We start from the raw sequence: 21,813 nt of genomic DNA, 5'->3' as shown, positions 1-21,813 counted from the left end.
GGACGGTGGCGTTCTGCGGTGGGGACGGTGGCGTATCGGCCGCGGGACGGTCGCGTTGCGGCGGTGGGACGGTGGCGTATCGACCTCGCGACGGCTGCGTATCGGCGACGGGACGGTTCAGTGCCCGCGGCGGAACGGCACCGTACCGACCGCGGAACAGCCCCGGCCCGGCGAAGGAACGGTGCCGTCCCGACGCCCGCCGGCGCAGCGACCACGTACCAGCGACCACGTACCAGCGCACACCCGGGCGACCCCGCGCCGCCCAGCGGACGGAGGGGCCATGAGCCGATCTGAACAGCCGGGCGCAGAACGGGAGTCGCGCGGTCCCCGGCTCGCCGACCTGGAGGCACGCGCCCGCTCCGCCACCACGCGGAGCCTCGACGACGGCGTGATCGTCTGCGACAACCTCGTACGCGTCTACCGCACCCAGGAAGTCGAGGTGCAGGCGCTCCAAGGCCTCGACCTGACCGTCTCCGAGGGCGAGTGCGTGGCTCTCGTCGGCGCCTCCGGCTCCGGCAAGTCCACGCTCCTGTCGATCCTCTCCGGCCTCGACCTGCCCACCGCGGGACGCGCCCGCGTCGCCGGACACGACCTCCTCGCCATGGGGCGCCGCGAACGGCTCGGCTACCGGCGCGCCACCGTCGGCTTCGTATGGCAGCAGACCGGGCGCAACCTGCTGCCGTACCTCACGGCCCAGGAGAACGTCGCCCTCCCCATGAAGTACGCCCGGGTGCCCCGCCGCAAGCGCCACGAACGCGCCGCCGAACTCCTCGGCACCCTCGGTCTCGCCCACTGCCGCGACCGCCGCCCCGCCGAACTCTCCGGCGGCGAACAGCAGCGCGTCGCCGTGGCGGTCGCCACCGCCAACGAGCCCCGGGTGCTGCTCGCCGACGAACCCACGGGCGAACTCGACACGGCCAGCGGCGAGGACGTCTTCGCCGCCTTGCGCCGCGCCAACGAGGAGCTGGGCGCGACCGTCCTCGTCGTCACCCATGACCCCCAGGTCTCCGAGCAGGTACGGCGCACCGTACGGATCCGCGACGGACGCACCTCGACGGAGACGCTGCGGGGCGCGGAGCGGGAGTTCGCCGAGGAGTTCACCGTCCTGGACCGCGCGGGACGGCTGCAGCTGCCCCAGGAGTACGTGGAGCGGTACGGGCTGCGGGGGCGGGTCCGCCTGACCGGCGAAACCGATCACGTGGGCGTCTGGGCCGCGGACCGGCCCTCGGACCCGGACCCGGCCACGGACCCAGACCCAGGCCCAGACCCAGGCCCAGGCCCAGGCCCAGAGCCCGGCCCTGCCCCAGACCCAGGCCCAGCCCCAGCCCCGGACCCGGCCACGGAATAGGGCTTCGTGCATTGCCCGCCCGCAGGGCGGTGACGAATACTGGCGCGCAACAACAGGTACGTACGGGGGGTTGAGCATGACGCGGAGTGCGAGCAGTGCCACGGGGACGATCGCGGCCGGCGCCGACGAGGGTGCGCCGATGGTCGTCGTCGACGGGGTGCACCGGTCGTACGGCAGCGGGGCCGCCGCGGTGCACGCACTGCGCGGGGTGTCGTTCAGCGTGCCGCGCGGCGAACTCGTCGCGCTCAAGGGGCGTTCGGGCTCCGGCAAGACCACGCTGCTCAACCTGGTCGGCGGCCTCGACTCGCCCGACGGCGGCACCATCACCGTGGACGGTCTCGACACCGGCTCGCTCGGCGAGAGCGGACGGCTCGCGCTGCGGCGCGACCGGATCGGCTTCGTCTTCCAGTCCTTCGGCCTGATCCCGATCCTGTCCGCCGCCGAGAACGTCGGCGTACCGCTGCGGCTGCGCAAGGCGGACCCCGTCGAGCGCGAGGAGCGCGTCGCGCTCCTGCTCTCCCTCGTGGGCCTCGCCGAGCACGCCAAGCAGCGCCCCGGCGAGCTCTCCGGCGGCCAGCAGCAGCGCGTGGCCATCGCCCGCGCGCTCGCCAACCAGCCCGCCCTGCTGATCTGTGACGAACCCACGGGCCAGCTCGACGCCGAGACCGGGCACGCCGTCATGGAGCTCCTTCGCGCGGTCGTCCGCAGCGAGGGCGTCACGGCCCTGGTCGCCACGCACGACCCGGCGATGCTCGACCTCGCGGACCGGGTACTGGAGCTGAGCGACGGCGAGATCGTCGAGAGCGACTGAGGGGCTGACCGGCCCCGTAGAGGGCACGCAGCACGGCGCCTTTCCGGCGTCTTCCCGCAGCTGTTCCGAAGCCGCGTATCAGAATCCCGTCAAAGGGGGCGCCCGGACTCCCCTGTGATCCCGTTTGTCCGAATTGCGGGGCTTATGGTCGACCCAGCGCCGGACAGCGGGTTGGGCAGCGGGATCTGAAAGACAATGGGGCCATGGGACGCGGCAAGCTTCGGATCTATCTCGGTGCGGCACCGGGCGTCGGCAAGACGTACGCGATGCTCTCCGAAGCCCACCGCCGCGTCGAGCGGGGCACGGACTGCGTGGTCGCCTTCGTCGAGCACCACGGCCGCCGCCGTACCGAGGTGATGCTGCACGGCCTGGAGGAGATCCGGCGCCGAGAGCTCGAGCACCGCGGCACCACGTTCACGGAGATGGACGTGGACGCCGTGCTCGCCCGCCACCCGCAGGTCGCCCTCGTAGACGAGCTCGCGCACACCAACGTCCCCGGCTCGCGGCACGCCAAGCGCTGGCAGGACGTGGAGGAACTGCTCGCCGCGGGCATCGACGTCATATCGACCGTGAACATCCAGCATCTGGAGTCGCTCGGCGACGTGGTCGAGGCGATCACCGGCGTACGGCAGCGCGAGACCGTCCCCGACGAGGTGGTCCGGCACGCCGACCAGATCGAACTGGTCGACATGTCGCCCCAGGCACTGCGCCGGCGCATGGCGCACGGCAACATCTACCAGCCGGACAAGATCGACGCCTCGCTCTCCAACTACTTCCGGATCGGCAATCTCACCGCCCTGCGCGAGCTGGCGCTCCTGTGGGTGGCCGACCGGGTCGACGAGTATCTGCAGCAGTACCGCGGCGAGCACAACATCAAGTCGACCTGGCAGGCACGAGAGCGCATCGTCGTCGGCCTGACCGGCGGACCCGAGGGCCGCACCCTGATCCGCCGCGGCGCACGGCTCGCGGAGAAGGGCGCCGGCGGCGAGGTGCTCGCCGTCTACATCGCCCGCAGCGACGGCCTCACCAACGCCTCACCCAAGGAACTCGCCCTCCAGCGCACCCTCGTCGAAGACCTCGGCGGCACCTTCCACCACGTCATCGGCGACGACGTGCCCGCCTCGCTCCTGGAGTTCGCGCGCGGAGTCAACGCCACCCAGATCGTGCTCGGCTCCAGCCGCCGCAAGGCCTGGCAGTACGTGTTCGGGCCCGGCGTCGGCGCCACGGTGGCCCGCGAATCGGGCCCCGACCTGGACGTCCACATCGTCACGCACGACGCCGTCGGCAAAGGCCGCGGCCTGCCCGTCGCCCGCGGCGCCCGGCTCGGCCGTGCCCGGATCCTGGCCGGGTGGCTGGCCGGTGTGGCCGGGCCCGTGCTGCTCACACTGCTGCTCACCGCGATCCCGGGTGACCTCGGGCTCGCCAACGACATGCTGCTCTTCCTGTCCCTGACGATCGCCGCGGCCCTGCTCGGCGGTCTGCTGCCGGCGCTCGCCTCGGCGGCGCTCGGCTCGCTCCTGCTCAACTACTACTTCGCCGAACCGCTGCACCGCTTCACCATCGCCGACCCCCGCAACATCGTGGCGATCGCGGTGTTCGTGGGCGTCGCGGTCGCGGTGGCCTCCGTCGTGGACCTCGCGGCCCGCCGTACGCATCAGGCGGCGCGGCTGCGCGCCGAATCCGAGATCCTCTCCTTCCTCGCCGGCAGCGTGCTGCGCGGCGAGACCACCCTGGACGCCCTGCTCGAAAGGGTCCGCGAGACCTTCAACATGGAGTCCGTGGCCCTCCTGGAGCGGGAGAGCGACGTCGAACCGTGGACCTGCGCGGGCAGCGTCGGTACGAGCAGCCCCATAGAGCGGCCGGAGGACGCGGATGTCGACATGCCGGTCGGCGACCACATGGCCCTCGCGCTCACCGGCCGGGTGCTGCCCGCCGAGGACCGCCGGGTCCTTGCCGCGTTCGCGGCACAGGCCGCCGTGGTCCTCGACCGCCAGCGCCTGCTGAGCGAGGCCGAGCAGGCCCGTGCGCTGGCCGAGGGCAACCGCATCCGCACCGCGCTGCTCGCCGCCGTGTCCCACGATCTGCGCACCCCGCTCGCCGGCATCAAGGCCGCCGTCACCTCGCTGCGCTCGGACGACGTCGAGTGGTCCGAGGAGGACCGGGCCGAACTCCTCGAAGGGATCGAGGACGGCGCCGACCGGCTCGACCACCTCGTGGGCAATCTGCTCGACATGTCCCGCCTGCAGACCGGCACGGTCACCCCGCTGATCCGCGAGATCGATCTCGACGAGGTGGTGCCGATGGCGCTCGGCGGCGTCCCCGAGGGCGCGGCGGAGCTCGACATCCCCGAGTCGCTGCCCATGGTCAGCGTGGACAAGGGGCTCCTGGAGCGGGCGGTCGCCAACATCGTCGAGAACGCGGTGAAGTACAGCCCCGACGAGAAGCCCGTACGGGTGTCGGCCAGCGCGATCGGCGATCGCGTCGAGATCCGGGTCGTGGACCGCGGCCCCGGGATCCCCGACGACGCCAAGGAGCGGGTCTTCGAACCCTTCCAGCGGTACGGGGACGCTCCGCGGGGCGCCGGGGTGGGGCTCGGCCTCGCGGTCGCGCGGGGCTTCACCGAGTCGATGGGCGGCACGCTCGCTGCCGAGGACACGCCGGGTGGCGGCCTCACGATGGTGCTCACCTTGCGTGCCGCCCGGGTCGCCGAGCATGTGCCCGCTGGGCTCGACGCATCGGGTGCGTCATGACGGGGCCTCCCGGCAGGTTGTTTTCCCCCACCCCGCCCCTTCCCGAAACCGGAGCTCCGCCCCGGACCCTGCATCCGAACTCCGTTCGGATCTGCTCAAACGCCGCAGGGGCTGGAATGCCCGCAGCGGCTGAGATGCCCCCAGGGGCTGAATTGAAAGGCAGGAACGTATGACCCGGGTGCTCGTGGTCGACGACGAGCCGCAGATCGTCCGCGCCCTCGTCATCAACCTCAAGGCGCGCAAGTACGAGGTGGACGCGGCGGCCGACGGCGCCTCCGCGCTCCAGCTCGCGGCGGCCCGCCACCCCGACGTGATCGTGCTCGACCTCGGCCTGCCCGACATGGACGGCGTCGACGTGATCCGGGGCCTGCGCGGCTGGACCCGGGTCCCGATCCTGGTCCTGTCGGCCCGGCACAGCTCGGACGAGAAGGTCGAGGCCCTGGACGCGGGCGCGGACGACTATGTCACCAAGCCCTTCGGCATGGACGAGCTCCTGGCCAGGCTGCGCGCCGCGGTGCGCCGTGCGGAGCCGGTCGCGGGCGCGGGCGACGACGACGTCACCGTGGACACCGGCGATTTCACCGTCGACCTGGCCGCGAAGAAGGTCCACCGCGAGGGCCGCGACGTCCGCCTGACCCCCACCGAGTGGCACCTTCTGGAGGTCCTGGTGCGCAATACGGGCCGCCTCGTCAGCCAGAAACAGCTCCTCCAGGAGGTCTGGGGCCCGTCCTACGGCACGGAGACCAACTATCTGCGGGTCTACATGGCGCAGCTGCGCCGCAAGCTGGAAGCGGACCCCTCGCACCCGAAGCACTTCATCACGGAGCCCGGCATGGGGTACCGCTTCGAGCGGTGAGCGGGTTTCCCCGGGCCGCGGGCCGGGCATCCCGTGTAACGGAACAGCCCAGGCTGAGGGGCCAAGGAGTAACCCGGGCCCACCCCGGTACGCTTCCTGTATGAGTGACGATCCGCGCCCGCAGAAGCCCGCGGGCCGCTTCCGCCGCATGCTCGACCGGCTTTCCACCTCCCAGGCGGAGCTGGAGTCGGAGGAGCTGCAGGAGGACGCGGCCACGGCAGGCTGCACCCGTATCGGAGACTGCCGGGACCGGCAGATCGTCACGGTTACTGGTACCTTGCGCACCGTCACCCTGCGGCCACGCGCCGGAGTCCCGGCCCTGGAGGCCGAGCTCTTCGACGGCACGGCCGCGCTGGACGTGGTGTGGCTCGGCCGACGCTCCATCGTGGGCATAGAGCCGGGGCGCAAGCTCATCGCATCGGGCCGTATCTCGGTGGACCGCGGACGCCGGGTGCTGTTCAACCCGAAGTACGAACTCAGACCGCTCGGACGGGAGTAGCCGGTGACGTCAGTCGACAAGCCGACCGACGAAAACGCAGGGCCCAGCGGCCAGGCGTCCCAGGCGGATGTGCAGGCGGTCACCGAAGCCGCCCTCTTCGAGGCCTTCGGCGGTCTGCGCGGCATGATCGAGACGGTCCTGCCGGGCCTGCTCTTCGTGACGATCTACACGATCAACAAGGACCTGCACCTCTCCGCGATCGCCGCGCTCGGTGTCTCGCTGCTGCTCCTCGTGGCCCGGCTGACCCGCCGCGACACCGTCAAGCACGCCTTCAGCGGTGTCTTCGGTGTGGCCTTCGGTGTGGTCTTCGCGATGATGACCGGCAATGCCAAGGACTTCTACCTCCCCGGCATGCTCTACACGCTGGGCCTGGCCCTCGCGTACATCATCACGACCCTGTGCGGCGTCCCTCTGATCGGCCTGATCCTCGGCCCGGTCTTCAAGGAGAACCTCTCCTGGCGCACCCGCAACCCGGGGCGCAAGGCCGCATACGCCAAGGCCAGCTGGGCCTGGGGCCTGATCCTGCTCGCCAAGTGCGCGATCCTCTTCCCGATGTACTGGTGGGCGGACACCACCAAGTTCGGCTGGGTCCTGATCGCCCTGAAGATCCCGCCGTTCCTGCTCGCCGTATGGCTGACGTGGGTGTTCCTGGCGAAGGCTCCGCCGCCGATCGACGTCTTCGCCGAGATGGAGGCGAAGGAGAAGGCCGAGCAGGAGGCCAAGGAGGCCCGCGAACGCGCGGCCGACACCGAGGAGCGCTTCGCCCAGCAGATGGATCCCCTGGTGGACGAGACCCTGCAGCGCCTCACCCAGGAGGAGCCCCAGCGGGCTCGTCACCGCAAGCCGTAGAACTTCGCTCCAGTCGTACGAGGAGGGGGCACCCGGAACGTTCCGGGTGCCCCCTCCTCGCTCTACGCGCAGGCCGCGCGGGCCGTCGCCCGTCCCGCGGCTAGTCGTCCCGCCGCACCGACAGCAGATCCTCCAGCTGCTCCTCGCGCGCCTGGGCCGCCACGAACAGGAGCTCGTCGCCGGCCTCCAGGGAGTCCTCGTGGGTCGGCGAGAGCACCCGCGTGCCGCGGATGATCGTGACCAGCGAGGTGTCCTCGGGCCAGCTGATCTCGCCGATGATGGTGCCCGCGAGCGCGGACTCCGGCGGCAGGGTCAGCTCGACCAGGTTGGCGTCGCCGTGGCTGAAGCGAAGCAGACGCACCAGGTCGCCCACGCTGACGGCCTCCTCGACGAGGGCCGACATGAGCCGCGGCGTGGAGACGGCGACGTCCACGCCCCAGGACTCGTTGAACAGCCACTCGTTCTTCGGGTTGTTGACGCGGGCCACCACGCGCGGCACCCCGTACTCGGTCTTCGCGAGCAGCGAGACGACCAGGTTGACCTTGTCGTCACCGGTCGCGGCGATGACCACGTTGCAGCGCTGCAGGGCCGCCTCGTCGAGCGAGGTGATCTCACAGGCGTCGGCGAGCAGCCACTCGGCCTGCGGCACCCGCTCCACCGAGATGGCGGTGGGCGCCTTGTCGATGAGCAGGACCTCGTGCCCGTTCTCCAGGAGCTCGCCCGCGATGGAGCGGCCGACAGCACCGGCTCCGGCAATAGCGACGCGCATCAGTGACCGCCCTCCTCGGGGCCCTCGGCGAACGCCGCCTCGACCTTCTCCATCTCGTCGGTGCGCATCATGACGTGCACCAGGTCGCCCTCCTGGAGGACCGTCTGCGACGAGGGCAGGATCGCCTCGCCGAGCCGGGTGAGAAACGCGACACGTACGCCGGTCTCCTCCTGCAGCTTGCTGATCTTGTGTCCGACCCAGGCCGTCGAGGCATGCACCTCGGCGAGCTGCACCCCGCCGGTGGGGTCGCGCCACAGCGGCTCCGCGCCCGAGGGCAGGAGCCGGCGCAGCATCTGGTCGGCGGTCCAGCGGACCGTGGCGACCGTGGGGATGCCCAGGCGCTGGTAGACCTCGGCGCGACGCGGGTCGTAGATACGGGCGGCGACATTCTCGATGCCGAACATCTCGCGGGCGACGCGCGCGGCGATGATGTTCGAGTTGTCGCCGCTGCTCACCGCCGCGAAGGCGCCGGCGTCCTCGATGCCCGCCTCGCGGAGGGTGTCCTGATCGAACCCGACTCCGGTGACCCGGCGGCCGCCGAATCCCGAACCGAGCCTGCGGAAGGCCGTGGGGTCCTGGTCGATCACGGCGACCGTATGCCCCTGCTGCTCCAAGGTCTGCGCGAGAGCGGCACCCACTCGTCCGCAGCCCATGATGACGATGTGCACGACCGTCCTTCCGGCTGTCAATGTTCCGTTAAGAGTCTGGCGCGGCGGTGTCCGCCTTGACGCGGTCTCTGCGCCTTCACCAGGGTCTCAGACCACAGGCCAAGCTACACACGCGCCCGGGCAGGTGCGCAGGGCACCGTTCGAACGCTTACGATCCTCTGCGTGTCCAAACTGACCGACGTGCCCAAACGGATTCTGATCGGGCGCGCACTGCGCAGCGACAGGCTCGGCGAAACGCTCCTGCCCAAGCGCATCGCACTCCCCGTGTTCGCCTCCGACCCGCTGTCCTCGGTGGCGTACGCGCCCGGCGAGGTGCTCCTCGTCCTGTCGATCGCGGGCGTGTCGGCGTACCACTTCAGCCCCTGGATCGCGGTCGCGGTCGTGGTGCTGATGTTCACCGTGGTGGCTTCGTACCGCCAGAACGTGCACGCGTACCCGAGCGGCGGCGGCGACTACGAGGTCGCCAACACCAACCTCGGCCGCAAGGCGGGCCTGACCGTCGCGAGCGCCCTGCTCGTCGACTACGTCCTGACGGTCGCCGTGTCGATCTCCTCGGGCATCGAGAACCTGGGCTCGGCGATCCCGTTCGTCATCGAGCACAAGGTGCTCTGTGCGGTCGGTGTGATCGTGCTGCTCACTCTGATGAACCTGCGCGGCGTCAAGGAATCCGGAAAGCTCTTCGCGATCCCGACGTACGTCTTCGTCGTCGGTGTCTTCCTGATGATCGCGTGGGGCGCCTTCCGCGGCCTGGTGCTCGACGACACGCTCAAGGCACCGACCGCCGACTTCGAGATCAAGCCCGAGCACCAGGGGCTCGCGGGCTTCGCGCTCGTCTTCCTTCTGCTGCGGGCCTTCTCCTCGGGCTGTGCCGCGCTCACGGGCGTGGAGGCGATCTCCAACGGCGTGCCCGCCTTCCGCAAGCCCAAGTCGAAGAACGCCGCGACCACGCTGGCCCTGATGGGCGCCCTGGCCGTCACCATGTTCTGCGGCATCATCGCGCTCGCGATGGCCAGCAACGTACGGATGGCCGAGAACCCCGCGCACGACCTGATCCGCGACGGTCAGCCGGTCGGCAGCGGCTATGTGCAGAACCCGGTGATCTCCCAGGTCGCCGAGGCGGTCTTCGGCAACGGATCGTTCCTCTTCATCGTCCTCGCCGCCGCCACCGCCCTGGTCCTCTTCCTCGCCGCGAACACCGCGTACAACGGCTTCCCGCTGCTCGGCTCGATCCTCGCGCAGGACCGCTACCTGCCGCGTCAGCTGCACACCCGCGGCGACCGGCTCGCGTTCTCCAACGGCATCGTGCTGCTCGCGGGCGCCGCGGCGGTGCTCGTCTGGGTCTACGGGGCCGACTCGACCAAGCTGATCCAGCTGTACATCGTCGGCGTCTTCGTGTCCTTCACGCTCAGCCAGACCGGCATGGTGCGGCACTGGAACCGTCATCTGCGCACCGAGAAGGACCTCGCCAAGCGCCGGCACATGAAGCGCTCGCGGGCGATCAACACCTTCGGCGCCTTCTTCACCGGCCTCGTCCTGGTGGTCGTCCTGGTCACCAAGTTCACGCACGGTGCCTGGGTCGCGCTGCTCGGCATGGTCATCTTCTACGTGACGATGAGCGCGATCCGTAAGCACTACGACCGGGTCTCCGAGGAGATCGCCGCGCCCGAGGGCCCCTCCGACGACAGCGTCCGGCCTTCGCGCGTGCACTCGATCGTTCTGGTCTCCAAGATCCACCGGCCGACGCTGCGCGCCCTCGCCTACGCGAAGCTGATGCGCTCGGACACCCTCGAAGCCCTCAGCGTCAACGTGGACCCGGCCGAGACCAAGGTGCTCAAGGCGGAGTGGGAGCGGCGCAACATCACCGTCCCGCTCAAGGTCCTCGACTCCCCGTACCGCGAGATCACCCGCCCGATCATCGAGTACGTGAAGAACCTGCGCCGGGAGAGCCCGCGGGACGCGGTCTCGGTGATCATTCCGGAGTACGTGGTCGGCCACTGGTACGAGCACCTGCTGCACAACCAGAGCGCGCTGCGCCTGAAGGGCCGTCTGCTGTTCACGCCCGGCGTGATGGTGACCTCGGTGCCGTATCAGCTGGAGTCCTCGGAGGCCGCCAAGAAGCGGGCCCGTAAGCGCTCCGAATGGAACGCGCCGGGTGCGGTGCGCCGCGGCCCCGTCGAGAAGAAGGCCCCCAAGGAGCCGTCGGCCAAGGGCTGACCCCGCGCCGGCAACGGCCGACCCCGCGCTGGTAAGGCGGCCGGACGATCCCCACGTAGACTCGTGGGTTGTCGTCCGGCCGTTTCCTTTCGGGCCGGGGGCCGTCTTCCGCCATATCCCTCAGCGCTTTGGAGCCACCCCGCCATGCAGGCAGATTCCGATTCGAAGAACTCGCTGGTCGGGACGGAGTACGAGGTCGAGGTCGGCCCGGTCGCACACGGCGGCCACTGCATCGCCCGTACGTCCGAGGGCCAGGTCCTCTTCGTCCGGCACACGCTGCCCGGCGAGCGCGTGATCGCGCGCGTGACCGAGGGCGAGGAGGGCGCGCGCTTCCTGCGCGCGGACGCGGTGACCATCCTCGAGGCCTCCAAGGACCGGATCGAAGCGCCCTGCCCGTACGCGGGCCCTGGCCGCTGCGGCGGCTGCGACTGGCAGCACGCCAAACCCGGCGCCCAGCGCCGCCTCAAGGGCGAGGTCATCGCCGAACAGCTCCAGCACCTGGCCGGGCTCACACCCGAGGAGGCCGGCTGGGACGGCACGGTGATGCCGGCCGAGGGCGACAAGCTCCCCGCGGGCGAGGTGCCGCAGTGGCGCACGCGCGTGCAGTACGCGGTGGATGCCTCGTCCGGCAAGGCGGGTCTGCGCCGGCACCGCTCGCACGAGGTCGAGGTGATCGACCACTGCATGATCGCCGCTGCCGGTGTGAGTGAGCTGGGCATCGAGAAGCGGACGTGGGAGGGGATGGCGTCCATCGAGGCCATCGCGGCCTCCGGCTCCCAGGACCGCCAGGTGATCCTCACCCCGCGCCCGGGGATGCGGCTGCCGATCGTCGAACTCGACAAGCCGGTCTCCGTCCAGCGCATCGGCGAGAAGGACGGCGCGGTCCACCGCGTCCACGGCCGCGCCTTCGTCCGCGAGCGCGCCGACGACCGCACGTACCGCGTCGGCGACGGCGGTTTCTGGCAGGTCCACCCGAAGGCCGCCGACACCCTGATGCGCGCCGTGATGCAGGGCCTGCTGCCGCGCAAGGGCGACATGGCCCTCGACCTCTACTGCGGCGTCGGCCTCTTCGCGGGCGCCCTCGCCGACCGCGTCGGCGACAAGGGCGCGGTCCTCGGCATCGAGTCCGGCAAGCGCGCGGTGGAGGACGCCCGGCACAACCTGGCCTCGTTCGACCGCGTCCGCATCGAACAGGGCAAGGTCGAGTCCGTCCTTCCCCGTACGGGCATCAGCGAGGTCGACCTCATCGTCCTCGACCCGCCCCGCGCGGGCGCCGGCAAGCAGACGGTCCGCCACCTGTCGGGCCTCGGCGCACGCCGCATCGCCTACGTGGCCTGCGACCCGGCGGCACTCGCGCGGGACCTCGGGTACTTCCGCGAGGGCGGGTACAAGGTGCGGATGCTGCGGGCGTTCGATCTGTTTCCGATGACATCGCATGTTGAGTGTGTTGCTGTTCTGGAGCCAGTAGCGAAGGGTTCCTGACCTGCACCTTTATAGGTTCGGTGAGCCTGCTCGACCTGCTTTCGAGGCTGGGACGGCCACACCGGGCGGAGTGCGTGCGCTCCCTCGTCTGCCCTTCGTTGAGCCGCCGTGCACGTGGCCCTCCCGTGGCTTGACGGCTCTACTGCCCCGGAGAGCTGGTCGGGCGCTACGACGCTGCGAGGGCCAATAGCACGGGCTGGCCAGTTCCTTGGCTGCAGTTCTGCAGAATTCGCAGTCCGTATGCGTGATGCCTCGCTCGGCGTGGACACGCCGCCCGGCCGGCGGCCTGGCCGCCCGGACGAGCGAGGATTGAGTCATGGTCGCGGCAGGGGCTTCCACTCCCAGCGATGACCACATGCGGCTGCTGGTCAAGGTGGCCCGCATGTATCACGTGCGCGGCGTGCGTCAGGCCGAGATCGCGGCACATCTCAATGTGTCCCGGCCGCGTGTGTCCCGGCTCCTGAAGGAAGCTGTCGACCGCGGAGTGGTGCGCACCGTCGCCCAGCTTGCCACCGAGGATCAGCGCGGCGGCGAGGGCCGGCAAGTAGGCGTTGGCCTCGGCCGGCTCTCGCCGTGCCTTCGCAGTCAGGTGCAGGTGCGCGACCCGCTTGTCAGCAGGGTCCTGACGGCGCTCCAGGAGTCCCTGCTCGGTCAGTTGCGTCACGAGCGCACTGACGTTGTTGGGCTTCATGAGCAAGGACGCAGCGGCCTTGCGTACGGTGACACCGTCGTGTGCCTCGACGTGCCGGAGCAGGGTGAGTTGAGCCTCTGGCGGCTTCGCGGTCGCATAGTCCTGTCCGACTCGCCGGTCCAAGCGCGGGACAGCGCGGGCAGGCATGCCACGAGCGCGGAGGCCACCTGGCTGATGCTCTGTGCAGACGCGCTGTTCCGACTCACGTCGTGGAGGCGAGTGTGGCTGCGCGAAGTGTTTACGGGTGCGCCTTGTCCCATGGCTGTGGACATGGCGGCCGAACTCTCTGCGCACCAGGCGTTGAGCGGAGGTCGGCCACCACGTGCTGATGTCCTCGGGGTGCAGCGGCGTCTTGACGCTTCCCGGGAACGTTCGCAGGCATCACCATCGCCTGTGTCGGCAGACGGGCGGACCCGGTCGCGTGCGTCCGGATCCGCCCGGTCAGCCGAGGGACACCCAGTCCATGACGGTGGCGGCGAACTCCTGCGGCACCTGTTCCGGGGCCGCCACGTGTCCGTCGGAGAGCACCTTGGTCGGGCAGCCGAGTGCGGACGCGAACTTTTCCAGGGAGGGCAGGGAGTAGTGGTCGTGGGGTGCGCAGAAGGCGAGGGTGCGTGCGGTGATGTGCGGCAGGCGGGGCTCCATGGCGTAGCGGCGCAGTGCTTCATGCCCCTCCTCGACGCGGTCGAGGACGGTCAGAGCATCGATGACGTAGCGGGTCAGATACGCCTCCTCGCCCGGGCGGTAGAAGCCGCGCCGTCTGTCCCACAGCTCCCGCAGATGTGAGCCGTCGGGCCGCGGGTCCACCTGGTCGACCCGCCCGTGCCCGCCGCCGCGCTTCTCCTCGTCGACGAACGCGGTCGCCGACAGCGTGAGGCTCAGCACGCGCTCCCGGAGACGGGCCGCCACCTCCACGGCGACCACCCCGCCGGTGTGGTGCCCGACCAGGTGGAACCGGTCGAGGCGGAGCGCGGCGGCAAGGTCCTGCACACCGTCCGCGAACCGTTCCACGGAATGCGGCCCCGCGGGCTTCGCCGACGCCCCGTAGCCCACGGTGTCCATGGCGATCGCCCGGTACCCGGCGCCGATCAGGGGCAGGACGTCGCGGTACTCCGTCCAGGAGCGGGGAGTCTGGTGGAGCAGGAGTACGGGCTCGCCCGCGCCCGACTCGACATAGTGCAACTGGCCGAAGCGGCTGGGCACATAGCCCTTGCGCACAGTGCCGGGGTGCGCCGCGCTCATTCGGCGGCTCGCGCCGTCAGGTCGAGAGCGATGTCCGTGATCATGTCCTCCTGGCCGCCGACCATCCCGCGCCGGCCGACCTCGACCAGAATGGTGCGGGTGTCCAGGCCGTAGCGGGCGGCCGCGGCCTCCGCGTGGCGCAGGAAGCTGGAGTAGACGCCCGCGTAACCGAGGCTCAACGTCTCGCGGTCCACCCGCACTTCGCGGTCCTGGAGCGGTCGTACGAGGTCGTCGGCGGCGTCCATCAGCGGGAACAGGTCGCAGTCGTGCTTCCAGCCCATGAGGTCCGCGACCGCCACGAACGCTTCGAGTGGGCAGTTGCCCGCGCCCGCGCCCTGCCCGGCCAGTGAAGCGTCGACGCGGGTGACGCCCTCCTCGACGGCGACGACGGTGTTGGCCACACCGAGCGCGAGGTTGTGGTGCGCGTGGATGCCCAGCTCGGTGGCCGGGTCGAGGACGTCGCGGTAGGCGCGGAAACGACTCCGTACGCCGTCCATGGTGAGGCGGCCTCCCGAGTCCGTGACGTAGACGCAGTGCGCGCCGTAGGACTCCATCAGCATGGCCTGGCGGGCGAGTTCGGCGGGCTCGGCCATGTGGGACATCATCAGGAACCCGGCGACGTCCATGCCCAGCTCGCGGGCCGCGGCGATGTGCTGGGCGGCGATGTCGGCCTCGGTGCAGTGGGTGGCGACGCGCACCGAGCGGATGCCGAGCGCGTGGGCCTGCCTCAGGTCGTGGATGGTGCCGATGCCCGGGAGGAGGAGCGTGGTGGGGATCGCGGTCGTCGTCGCGTCGACGACCGCCTCGATCCACTCCCAGTCGGTGTGCGCGCCGACACCGTAGTTGACGCTGGAGCCGGCGAGTCCGTCGCCGTGCGCGATCTCGATGGCGGCGACCCCGGCGTCGAGGGCCGCCGCGATCGTACGGGCCTGGTCGGTGGTGTAGCGGTGGTGGACGGCGTGCATGCCGTCCCGCAGGGTCACGTCCTGGACGTAAAGGCTGGTCACTTGGCCGCCTCCTTCGAAGCAGTGGCGCGGTGGGCGGCCATGCGCTCGGCGGTGCGCAGCGCGGCCGAGGTCATGATGTCGAGGTTCCCGGCGTAGGCGGGCAAGTAGTGGGCGGCGCCCTCGACTTCGAGGAACACCGAGACCTTGAGGGCGTCACCGGAACCGGCCGGTGCGAGGGAGTGCAGGGGGTGGCCGGGGCGGACCGGCTCGTACTGCACCTTCTGCTTGAGGCGGTAGCCGGGCACGTACGCCTGTACGCGGCCGACCATCTCCTCGACGGACGCGGTGATCGCCTGCCGGTCGCTCTGCGACACCACGCAGTGCACGGTGTCCCGCATGATCAGCGGGGGTTCCGCCGGGTTGAGGACGATGATCGCCTTGCCGCGGGCCGCGCCGCCGACCTGCTCGATGGCCGAGGAGGTCGTCTCGGTGAATTCGTCGATGTTGGCGCGGGTGCCGGGCCCGGCGGAGCGCGAGGAGATCGAGGCGACGATCTCGCCGTAGTGGACCGGGGTGACCGCGTGGACCGCGGCGACGATCGGAATGGTGGCCTGGCCGCCGCAGGTGACCATGTTGACGTTCGGGGCGGCGAGGTGGGCTTCGCCGTTCACCGGCGGGACGACGTACGGGCCGACGGCCGCCGGGGTGAGGTCGATCAGCGTGCGGCCGAGGGGGCGCAGGACGTCCTCGTGGTGGCGGTGGGCGCCGGCCGAGGTCGCGTCGAAGACGATCTCGATGTCCTCGAACTCCGCCATCTTCACCAGGCCTTCGACGCCCTCGTGCGTGGTGGCGACCTTCAGACGGCGGGCGCGGGCCAGGCCGTCGGAGTCCGGGTCGATGCCGGCCATCGCGACGATCTCCAGCGACTTCGAGAGGCGCAGGATCTTGATCATCAGGTCGGTGCCGATGTTGCCGGAGCCGATGACGGCGACCTTGGTACGTGTCGTACTCATGCGGTGTGTCCCTCCTGCGGCGCGAACCGCACGCTGATACGGCCCAGTTGACTGATGCGCGCCTCGAACCGGTCGCCGGGCGCGGCGACCGCCATCGGCCCGAGCGCCCCGGTGAGCACGACGTCCCCGGCGCGCAGCGGATCGCCTGCGGCGGCCAGCGTCGAGGCGAGCCAGGCGGCGGCGTTGAGCGGGCCGCCCAGGCAGTCGGCACCCGTGCCCTCGGACACCGGGTCCGCCGCGCCGTCGCGCGTCATCGTCATCCGTACGGCGCGCAGGTCGAGGCCCGACAGCGGTACGGGGGTGCCGCCGAGTACGTACAGGCCGCTGGAGGCGTTGTCGGCGACGGTGTCGACGATGGTGATGTCCCAGTCGGCGTTGCGGCTGTCCACGATCTCCAGGGCGGCCAGGGCGAAGTCGGTCGCCCGGATCACGTCCGCGACGGTGCACTCGCGGTGCGGCAGGTCCGCGCCGAGCACCAGCGCCACCTCCGCCTCGACCTTCGGCTGGATGAGCCGCCCCGCCGCGACGGTGCCGCCGTCGGGGACGGCCATGTCGGCGAAGAGCGTGCCGAAATCCGGTTGTCCTACGCCGAGTTGGGCCTGGACCGCGGGGGAGGTGAGGCCGATCTTGCGGCCGGCGATCCGGCGCCCCGCGGCCAGGCCGCGTTCGACGTTGACGCGCTGCACGGCGTACGCGGCGTCGAGGTCGCCCTCGAGGAGCAGGGAACGGACCGGTGGGCAGGGGGAGTTCGTACGCTCGGCCGCGAACAGCAGGTCGGCCGCCTTCGTGACGTCGGCCGCCTTTGTGACGTCGGCCGCCTTTGTGACGTCGGCTGCCTTTGTGGCATCGGCCGCGCTCATCGGGCGCTCACCAGCTCGGTGTCGACGCCCACCGGGCCGAGCGGCGTCGCCCCGCCGGGGGACCCCAGCGCGCTGTCGCGGCCGGGCAGGACTTCCACGAAGAAGCGCCGGTTGTCCTCGCGGAAGGCGGGGTCGGCCTTGCGGTCGACGGTGATCGCCTGCTCCGGGCAGGCCACTTCGCAGGCCCCGCAGTCGATGCACTCCATGGGATTGATGTAGAGCTTGCGCTCGCCCTCGTAGATGCAGTCGACGGGGCACTCCTCCATGCAGGACCGGTCCATGATGTCGACGCAGGACGCGCCGATGACGTACGCCATGGTGTGCTCAGTGCTCCTTCTCGGTGGAGTGCCCGGGGAACAGGGCCGCCTCCGGGTCGATGACGGTGGCCGCGTTGTTGACGGCGGTGGCGGCCTCGCCGAAGCCGACCGAGATGAGGCGGACCTTGCCGGGGTAGTCGGTGATGTCGCCCGCGGCGAACACCCGGGGCAGGTTGGTCGCCATGTGGGTGTCGACGGTGATCTTCCGGGCATTGAGGCCGAGCCCCCAGTCCTTGAGCGGGCCGAGGTCGGCGAGAAAGCCGAGCGCGGCGACCACGGCCTGGGCCGGGACGACGCGGGTCTCCTTCGTCGTACGGTGGCGGATCTCGGCCCGCTCCACCCGGTCGGCGCCGATGAGCCGGCTCACCTCGCTGTCGGTGACGATCTCCACGCCGAGCGCGCGCACCTTCTCGACCGACGCCGTGTGGGCGCGGAAGCGGGCGGTGCGGTGAACGAGGGTGACCGAGCGGGCGATCGGGGCGAGCAGGGCCGCCCAGTCGAAGGCGCTGTCGCCGCCGCCGACGACCACCAGGTCCTGGTCCGCGTGCACGGAGGGGTCCGGCACGAAGTAGGAGAGTCCGCGCCCGAGGAACTCCTCCCCGGCGGGCAGCGGCCGCGGTGTGAACGTCCCCACGCCGCCGGTGATGACGACGGCCTTGGCGCGCACCGTCGTCCCCTGGTCACTGGTGACGACGGGCAGGCCGTCGGCGCCGTGCGCCAGTTCGGCGGCCCGGTGGTCGAGGAGGTAGAGCGGGGAGTACGGCTCGGCCTGGGCGACCAGACCGTCCACCAGGTCGCGGCCGCGTACGGACAGGAAGCCGGCGATGTCGAAGATCGGCTTCTCGGGGTACATCGCGCTGATCTGCCCGCCGAGCTGCGGCAGGACGTCCATGACGGTGACGGACAGGCCGCGGAACCCGGCGTAGTACGCGCCGTAGAGGCCCGCCGGACCGGCGCCGATGATCAGGACGTCGGTGGTCAGGACGCCGGTGTCGTCGGTGAGTTGGCTCATGTCCGTGAGCGTAGGAACGCGGGGGTGGTTCTCCCTACGGAGTCGTTCCGGTGACCGGGACGCGCGGACGACGGGTGCTCGGGAGGCGCGGACGACGGGTGGCCGGGACGCACGACGAGCGGGCCGGAACGAGGCGAGGGGCCCACCTCTTGGTGGGCCCCTTCATGCGCATACCGCGTCACGTCTTCACGCCAGTGACCGGCCGATCCCCAGAGCCGCCGTACGCAGGGCCGTGGCGTGCCCCGCCGCGTCCATCCGGTACGTGGGCGCCGTGATGGACAGCGCGCCCACCAGGGTGGTGCCCCCGGCGAACACCGGCACGGCCAGGCTCGCGTAACCCAGCCTGATCTCCTCGGACTCCAGGGCGATGCCCTCCTCCCGGATCCGGTCGAGCTGGGCGCGCAGACGTCCCGGCGAGACCACCGTGTGCCGGGTGAGCGGCTTGAGCCCGCCCCGGACCACGTCGACGAAGAGCGACGGCGGGGAGTGCGCGAGGATCGCCTTGCCGGTGCCCGTGCAGTACAGCGGGAGCCGGCCGGCCACCCGTGACTCGGCGTTGAGACCGCGGTGCGGGAAGATCTTGTCCAGGTAGACCACGTCCAGGCTGTCGTGGATGGCGAAGTGGATCGTCTCCCGGGTGATCAGGAGCAGATCCTCCATGTACGGCTGCACGGCCTCGCGCAGAATGCGCTGGCGGTGCACCCGCTGCCCCAGCTCGAACAGGCGCAGGCCGAGCCGGTAGTCGCATCCCTCACGTTCGAGCAGCCCCCAGGTGACGAGCTCCCCGGCCAGCCGGTGCACCGTGGCCTTGGCCGCCCCCGAACGCCGCACCAGCTCGGCGAGCGAGAGCGCGGCGTCGTCGGAGGTGAAGGCCTCCAGGATCGGACGGACCTTCCCCAGAACGGAGTTCATCGGGTCGCAGCCGTCGGCCGGTTCCGGTCCGGGCCCCGGCACGCTGTGCGCCGAGAGCACGGAGCCGGAGCCGGAACCGGAACCGGAACCTGAGCCCGGGCGGTGACCGGCCACGCCTGCCTCGGCCGGCGCCTTCATGCCGACTGCCCCGAATCCACGGCGGCCGGATCGATGACCGCGACGCCCATCCCGGTGAGCCACTCGGGCATCGGCTCGTACGCGAGGCGCCGGCCGGGCGCATGGTCGAGGGCGGCGGCCATCAGGAGCCAAGTCCGCAGCTCCTGCGCGCCGTTGCCCGCCGCCTTCTCCAGCTCCTCGGTGGTGTACGCGGTGAGGCGGTGTGTCTCGCCGCGTTCGACGAGGGCCAGGAACTCCTCGTCGAACTCCGGGGTGAGAGACGCCTCGGCGGCCCGGATGATCTCGCGGCGGCGGGCGTCGTAGTCCTGCCAGTTCTCGCGGCCGTCGAGCCACGCGCCGACCATGAACTCCTCGTCGTCGCCCTGCGGTGCGCGCCAGTCGGGCCAGGGCAGCCGGTGCGAGAGCCCGCCCGAGCCGACCACCGCGACCCGCCGTCCGCCCGGGAACGCCAGCACGGCCTCGCGCAGGGCGCGCCCCAGCTCCTCGCACCGCCGCAGGGTCGGCAGCGGAGGCGCGAAGACGTTCACCACCAGCGGCACGATCTCCACGTCGAGCCCGTCGAGCAGGTATTGGATGGCATGGGACTGCCCGTGATCGATCTGCAGCCGCGCGGAGAACGCGAGGTCGAAGCGCCCGCTCTCCACCAGCGACTCGGCGATATGCCGCGCGAGCGGCACATCCACCGGCTGGGGGCCCTTCGGCGTCCCGGACTCGCCGCTCGCGACGCACTCCCCGACCCCGATGGTGAACGGCGGGATCAGGTCGAGCCAGAACCCGCGGAAGTGGTTCGAGCCGATCAGGACGACGGTGTCGGGGCGGACCCGGGCCAGTTCGTCGCGGGCCGTGCCGAGTGCGGCACGGAAGCGTTCGGCGCGGTCCTTGTGGAAGGTCTCCTCCCAGTGCGTGTTCATCAGCGTGCTGTGGGAGGCCCCCACGCCGAGCACGATCTCGCTCATGCCGTTGCTCCTTCCGGTGCCGTGCCGGGCTCGCACTCCGCGCGAGCACGGGTGACCGTGTCGACCGCCGTGCGGATCAGGTGGCGGGTCAGCTTCTGCATCTCCCGTACGGAGACGGTGTTCATGCCGCGCGCGAAGTCGATGTCGAAGGGCGCGTCGGCCACCTTGGGCATGCCGACGCGGACCGTCGGGATACCGCGCCCGCGCAGGATGTTGGCGTCGGTGGCGCCGCTGTTGCCGCGCACGACCTCGTGCGGACGCCCTTCGAGGGCCTCCCAGCCGGCCACGGCGCTGCGGAAGACCCAGCTCTCCCGGCTGGTGGACGTGCCGGGAATCGCCAGGATCATCTCCACCGTGGCGTCGAGCCCTGGCAGGGAGCGCTTCAACTCGTCCAGGGCGGCGGTGAATTCACGCTTCGCCCGCAGGGGTGTCGTCTCCGGGGCGATCCGCAGGTCGACGCGGAGTGTGCAGGCCGCGGTGGTGACGGCCGCCATGCGCGGCCAGCCGCCGCGCACCGACGCCACGATGCCCTGCGGTGCGACGGTACCGGCGGTGTGCCGCTCGGCGTACTCGGCGAACCACCTCTCCAGGTGCCGTACGACGTCACCGGCGCGGCCGATCGCGTTCTCGTACGGGAGCCGGTGGCGGGAGCCGACATAGGTGTGCGTGCCGTGCACCGTCACCTCGAACCAGACCAGGCCGACCTCGTCCCACGACACGGTCCAGCCCGGCTTGGCGATGACCGCGTAGTCCGTCCACACCCCCTGTTCGAGGAGGAACGAACAGCCCACGCCCTGACCGGTGTTGAACCGGTCGCTGCCCGGCCGGGCGTTGGTCGGCATGCCGCCGGCGCCGAACGCCACCACCAGGTCCCCGGTCAGCGGTACACCGGCCAGCGCGATCGCCTCGGCCGCCATCATCACGCAGGCCGCGTGGCCCTTGGGGTTGGAGGCACCCAGGCCGGTGACCAGATCGTCGTAGACGGTGGCGGCGGGGCGCATGTCCTCGCGCAGCTTCGGCCCGATCCACGGCACGTCCTCGCTCTCCTCGCCGACGGTGAGGGTGTCGATGGGCGCGTACAGCATCAGGTCCGGTCCGGTGCGGTCGCCTTCGAGGCGGGCCCAGGCGTTGGCCTGCCGTGCGTCGATCGGCTGGCAGGCCGCGCGCAGGCCGGCCGACGCGAGCGTCGCCGCGATGTGCTCGGCGAGCGGCCGCTCGTCACCGGTCGGGCTGGGGATGCCGACGAGCCCGATGAGCAGCTCGCGCAGCCGCTCGTCGGTGACGTGCCGCCACGCCTCCGACACCCAGCTCCGGCGCTGCTCGTCGAGGCCGGAGAGCCCGTCGAGCACGTCGTGCCCGTCGAGCACGTCGACGGATTTGCCGCCGCTCACTGGTTGATCCGGTGGACCTGGGTCCTCGTGGTCTGCGCGATGTGCTTCGTCGCGCGGGGCAGGGCCACCGCGAAGGCGGCACCGAGCA

At 71.1% G+C, this 21,813-nt stretch carries 18 protein-coding genes and 3 pseudogenes; 9 read left to right on the top strand and 12 right to left on the bottom strand.

Annotated features, from left to right (window positions below):
• Nucleotides 1–280 precede the first annotated feature (280 nt).
• From H9Y04_RS11785 to H9Y04_RS11760, 6 genes are all read left to right on the top strand, one after another.
• Nucleotides 281–1,348 carry an ABC transporter ATP-binding protein gene (locus H9Y04_RS11785; RefSeq protein WP_187813682.1) on the top strand — a complete coding sequence of 356 codons (1,068 nt, stop codon included), beginning with the start codon at nucleotides 281–283 and terminating at the stop codon, nucleotides 1,346–1,348.
• A gap of 76 nt (nucleotides 1,349–1,424) precedes the next feature.
• Nucleotides 1,425–2,159, top strand: coding sequence for an ABC transporter ATP-binding protein (locus H9Y04_RS11780; protein WP_187813681.1), 735 nt, complete (start codon nucleotides 1,425–1,427; stop codon nucleotides 2,157–2,159).
• 203 nt (nucleotides 2,160–2,362) lie between these two features.
• Nucleotides 2,363–4,909 carry a sensor histidine kinase gene (locus H9Y04_RS11775; protein ID WP_187813680.1) on the top strand — a complete coding sequence of 849 codons (2,547 nt, stop codon included), beginning with the start codon at nucleotides 2,363–2,365 and terminating at the stop codon, nucleotides 4,907–4,909.
• A gap of 169 nt (nucleotides 4,910–5,078) precedes the next feature.
• Nucleotides 5,079–5,765 (top strand): response regulator, encoded by a 687-nt coding sequence (locus H9Y04_RS11770; RefSeq protein ID WP_187813679.1) that lies wholly within the window; start codon nucleotides 5,079–5,081, stop codon nucleotides 5,763–5,765.
• Nucleotides 5,766–5,865: 100 nt separating this feature from the next.
• A complete protein-coding gene (locus H9Y04_RS11765; RefSeq protein WP_187813678.1) occupies nucleotides 5,866–6,264 on the top strand; it encodes an OB-fold nucleic acid binding domain-containing protein in 399 nt (132 codons plus the stop codon).
• Between the two features lie 3 nt (nucleotides 6,265–6,267).
• On the top strand, nucleotides 6,268–7,113 hold the full coding sequence (locus H9Y04_RS11760; protein WP_187813677.1) for a DUF3159 domain-containing protein: 846 nt from the start codon (nucleotides 6,268–6,270) through the stop codon (nucleotides 7,111–7,113).
• 100 nt (nucleotides 7,114–7,213) lie between these two features.
• Here the strand turns inward: H9Y04_RS11760 and H9Y04_RS11755 are convergent, their stop codons facing one another.
• Complete coding sequence (locus H9Y04_RS11755; protein ID WP_187813676.1) at nucleotides 7,214–7,882, bottom strand: potassium channel family protein; 669 nt, start codon at nucleotides 7,880–7,882, stop codon at nucleotides 7,214–7,216.
• Nucleotides 7,882–8,616 (bottom strand): annotated as a pseudogene (locus H9Y04_RS11750) (potassium channel family protein); the annotation flags it as partial. The gene H9Y04_RS11755 and the pseudogene H9Y04_RS11750, both read right to left, overlap by 1 nt.
• A gap of 96 nt (nucleotides 8,617–8,712) precedes the next feature.
• Between H9Y04_RS11750 and H9Y04_RS11745 the strand changes: the two are divergent.
• The 3 genes and pseudogenes from H9Y04_RS11745 to H9Y04_RS48660 all read left to right on the top strand — a co-directional run.
• Entirely contained in the window at nucleotides 8,713–10,764 is a 2,052-nt protein-coding gene (locus H9Y04_RS11745; protein WP_187813674.1) for an APC family permease, read from the top strand.
• Between the two features lie 144 nt (nucleotides 10,765–10,908).
• Nucleotides 10,909–12,246, top strand: coding sequence for a class I SAM-dependent RNA methyltransferase (locus tag H9Y04_RS11740; RefSeq protein WP_187813673.1), 1,338 nt, complete (start codon nucleotides 10,909–10,911; stop codon nucleotides 12,244–12,246).
• 316 nt (nucleotides 12,247–12,562) lie between these two features.
• A pseudogene (locus tag H9Y04_RS48660) lies at nucleotides 12,563–12,697 on the top strand (hypothetical protein); the annotation flags it as partial.
• A 183-nt stretch (nucleotides 12,698–12,880) separates the two neighbouring features.
• Here the strand turns inward: H9Y04_RS48660 and H9Y04_RS48655 are convergent.
• The 10 genes and pseudogenes from H9Y04_RS48655 to H9Y04_RS11685 all read right to left on the bottom strand — a co-directional run.
• Nucleotides 12,881–13,084: pseudogene (locus tag H9Y04_RS48655) on the bottom strand (MarR family transcriptional regulator); the annotation flags it as partial.
• A 294-nt stretch (nucleotides 13,085–13,378) separates the two neighbouring features.
• On the bottom strand, nucleotides 13,379–14,179 hold the full coding sequence (locus H9Y04_RS11725) for an alpha/beta fold hydrolase (protein ID WP_187813672.1): 801 nt from the start codon (nucleotides 14,177–14,179) through the stop codon (nucleotides 13,379–13,381).
• Nucleotides 14,176–15,186 carry a 4-hydroxy-2-oxovalerate aldolase gene (gene dmpG, locus H9Y04_RS11720; protein WP_187813671.1) on the bottom strand — a complete coding sequence of 337 codons (1,011 nt, stop codon included), beginning with the start codon at nucleotides 15,184–15,186 and terminating at the stop codon, nucleotides 14,176–14,178. The genes H9Y04_RS11725 and dmpG overlap by 4 nt, the downstream gene beginning before the upstream one ends.
• A complete protein-coding gene (locus tag H9Y04_RS11715) occupies nucleotides 15,183–16,139 on the bottom strand; it encodes an acetaldehyde dehydrogenase (acetylating) (protein WP_187813670.1) in 957 nt (318 codons plus the stop codon). Before H9Y04_RS11715 ends, dmpG begins: the two co-directional genes overlap by 4 nt.
• On the bottom strand, nucleotides 16,136–16,999 hold the full coding sequence (locus H9Y04_RS11710) for a 2-keto-4-pentenoate hydratase (RefSeq protein WP_236070720.1): 864 nt from the start codon (nucleotides 16,997–16,999) through the stop codon (nucleotides 16,136–16,138). The genes H9Y04_RS11715 and H9Y04_RS11710 overlap by 4 nt, the downstream gene beginning before the upstream one ends.
• Nucleotides 16,996–17,316 carry a ferredoxin gene (gene fdxA / locus H9Y04_RS11705; RefSeq protein WP_187813669.1) on the bottom strand — a complete coding sequence of 107 codons (321 nt, stop codon included), beginning with the start codon at nucleotides 17,314–17,316 and terminating at the stop codon, nucleotides 16,996–16,998. The genes H9Y04_RS11710 and fdxA overlap by 4 nt, the downstream gene beginning before the upstream one ends.
• Before the next feature lie 7 nt (nucleotides 17,317–17,323).
• Entirely contained in the window at nucleotides 17,324–18,328 is a 1,005-nt protein-coding gene (locus H9Y04_RS11700) for an NAD(P)/FAD-dependent oxidoreductase (RefSeq protein ID WP_187813668.1), read from the bottom strand.
• Nucleotides 18,329–18,514: 186 nt separating this feature from the next.
• Nucleotides 18,515–19,378 (bottom strand): IclR family transcriptional regulator, encoded by an 864-nt coding sequence (locus H9Y04_RS11695; RefSeq protein ID WP_236070719.1) that lies wholly within the window; start codon nucleotides 19,376–19,378, stop codon nucleotides 18,515–18,517.
• Nucleotides 19,375–20,334, bottom strand: coding sequence for a DODA-type extradiol aromatic ring-opening family dioxygenase (locus H9Y04_RS11690; RefSeq protein WP_187813667.1), 960 nt, complete (start codon nucleotides 20,332–20,334; stop codon nucleotides 19,375–19,377). The genes H9Y04_RS11695 and H9Y04_RS11690 overlap by 4 nt, the downstream gene beginning before the upstream one ends.
• On the bottom strand, nucleotides 20,331–21,725 hold the full coding sequence (locus H9Y04_RS11685; protein ID WP_308800945.1) for a M20 family metallopeptidase: 1,395 nt from the start codon (nucleotides 21,723–21,725) through the stop codon (nucleotides 20,331–20,333). The genes H9Y04_RS11690 and H9Y04_RS11685 overlap by 4 nt, the downstream gene beginning before the upstream one ends.
• Between the last annotated feature and the right edge of the window lie 88 nt (nucleotides 21,726–21,813).

The sequence above is a fragment of the Streptomyces polyasparticus genome (assembly GCF_014493765.1).
Classification (GTDB): Bacteria; Actinomycetota; Actinomycetes; order Streptomycetales; family Streptomycetaceae; genus Streptomyces; species Streptomyces polyasparticus.
Note: the sequence above shows the minus strand (reverse complement) of the source record. Positions and strands in the feature narration are given on the sequence as shown.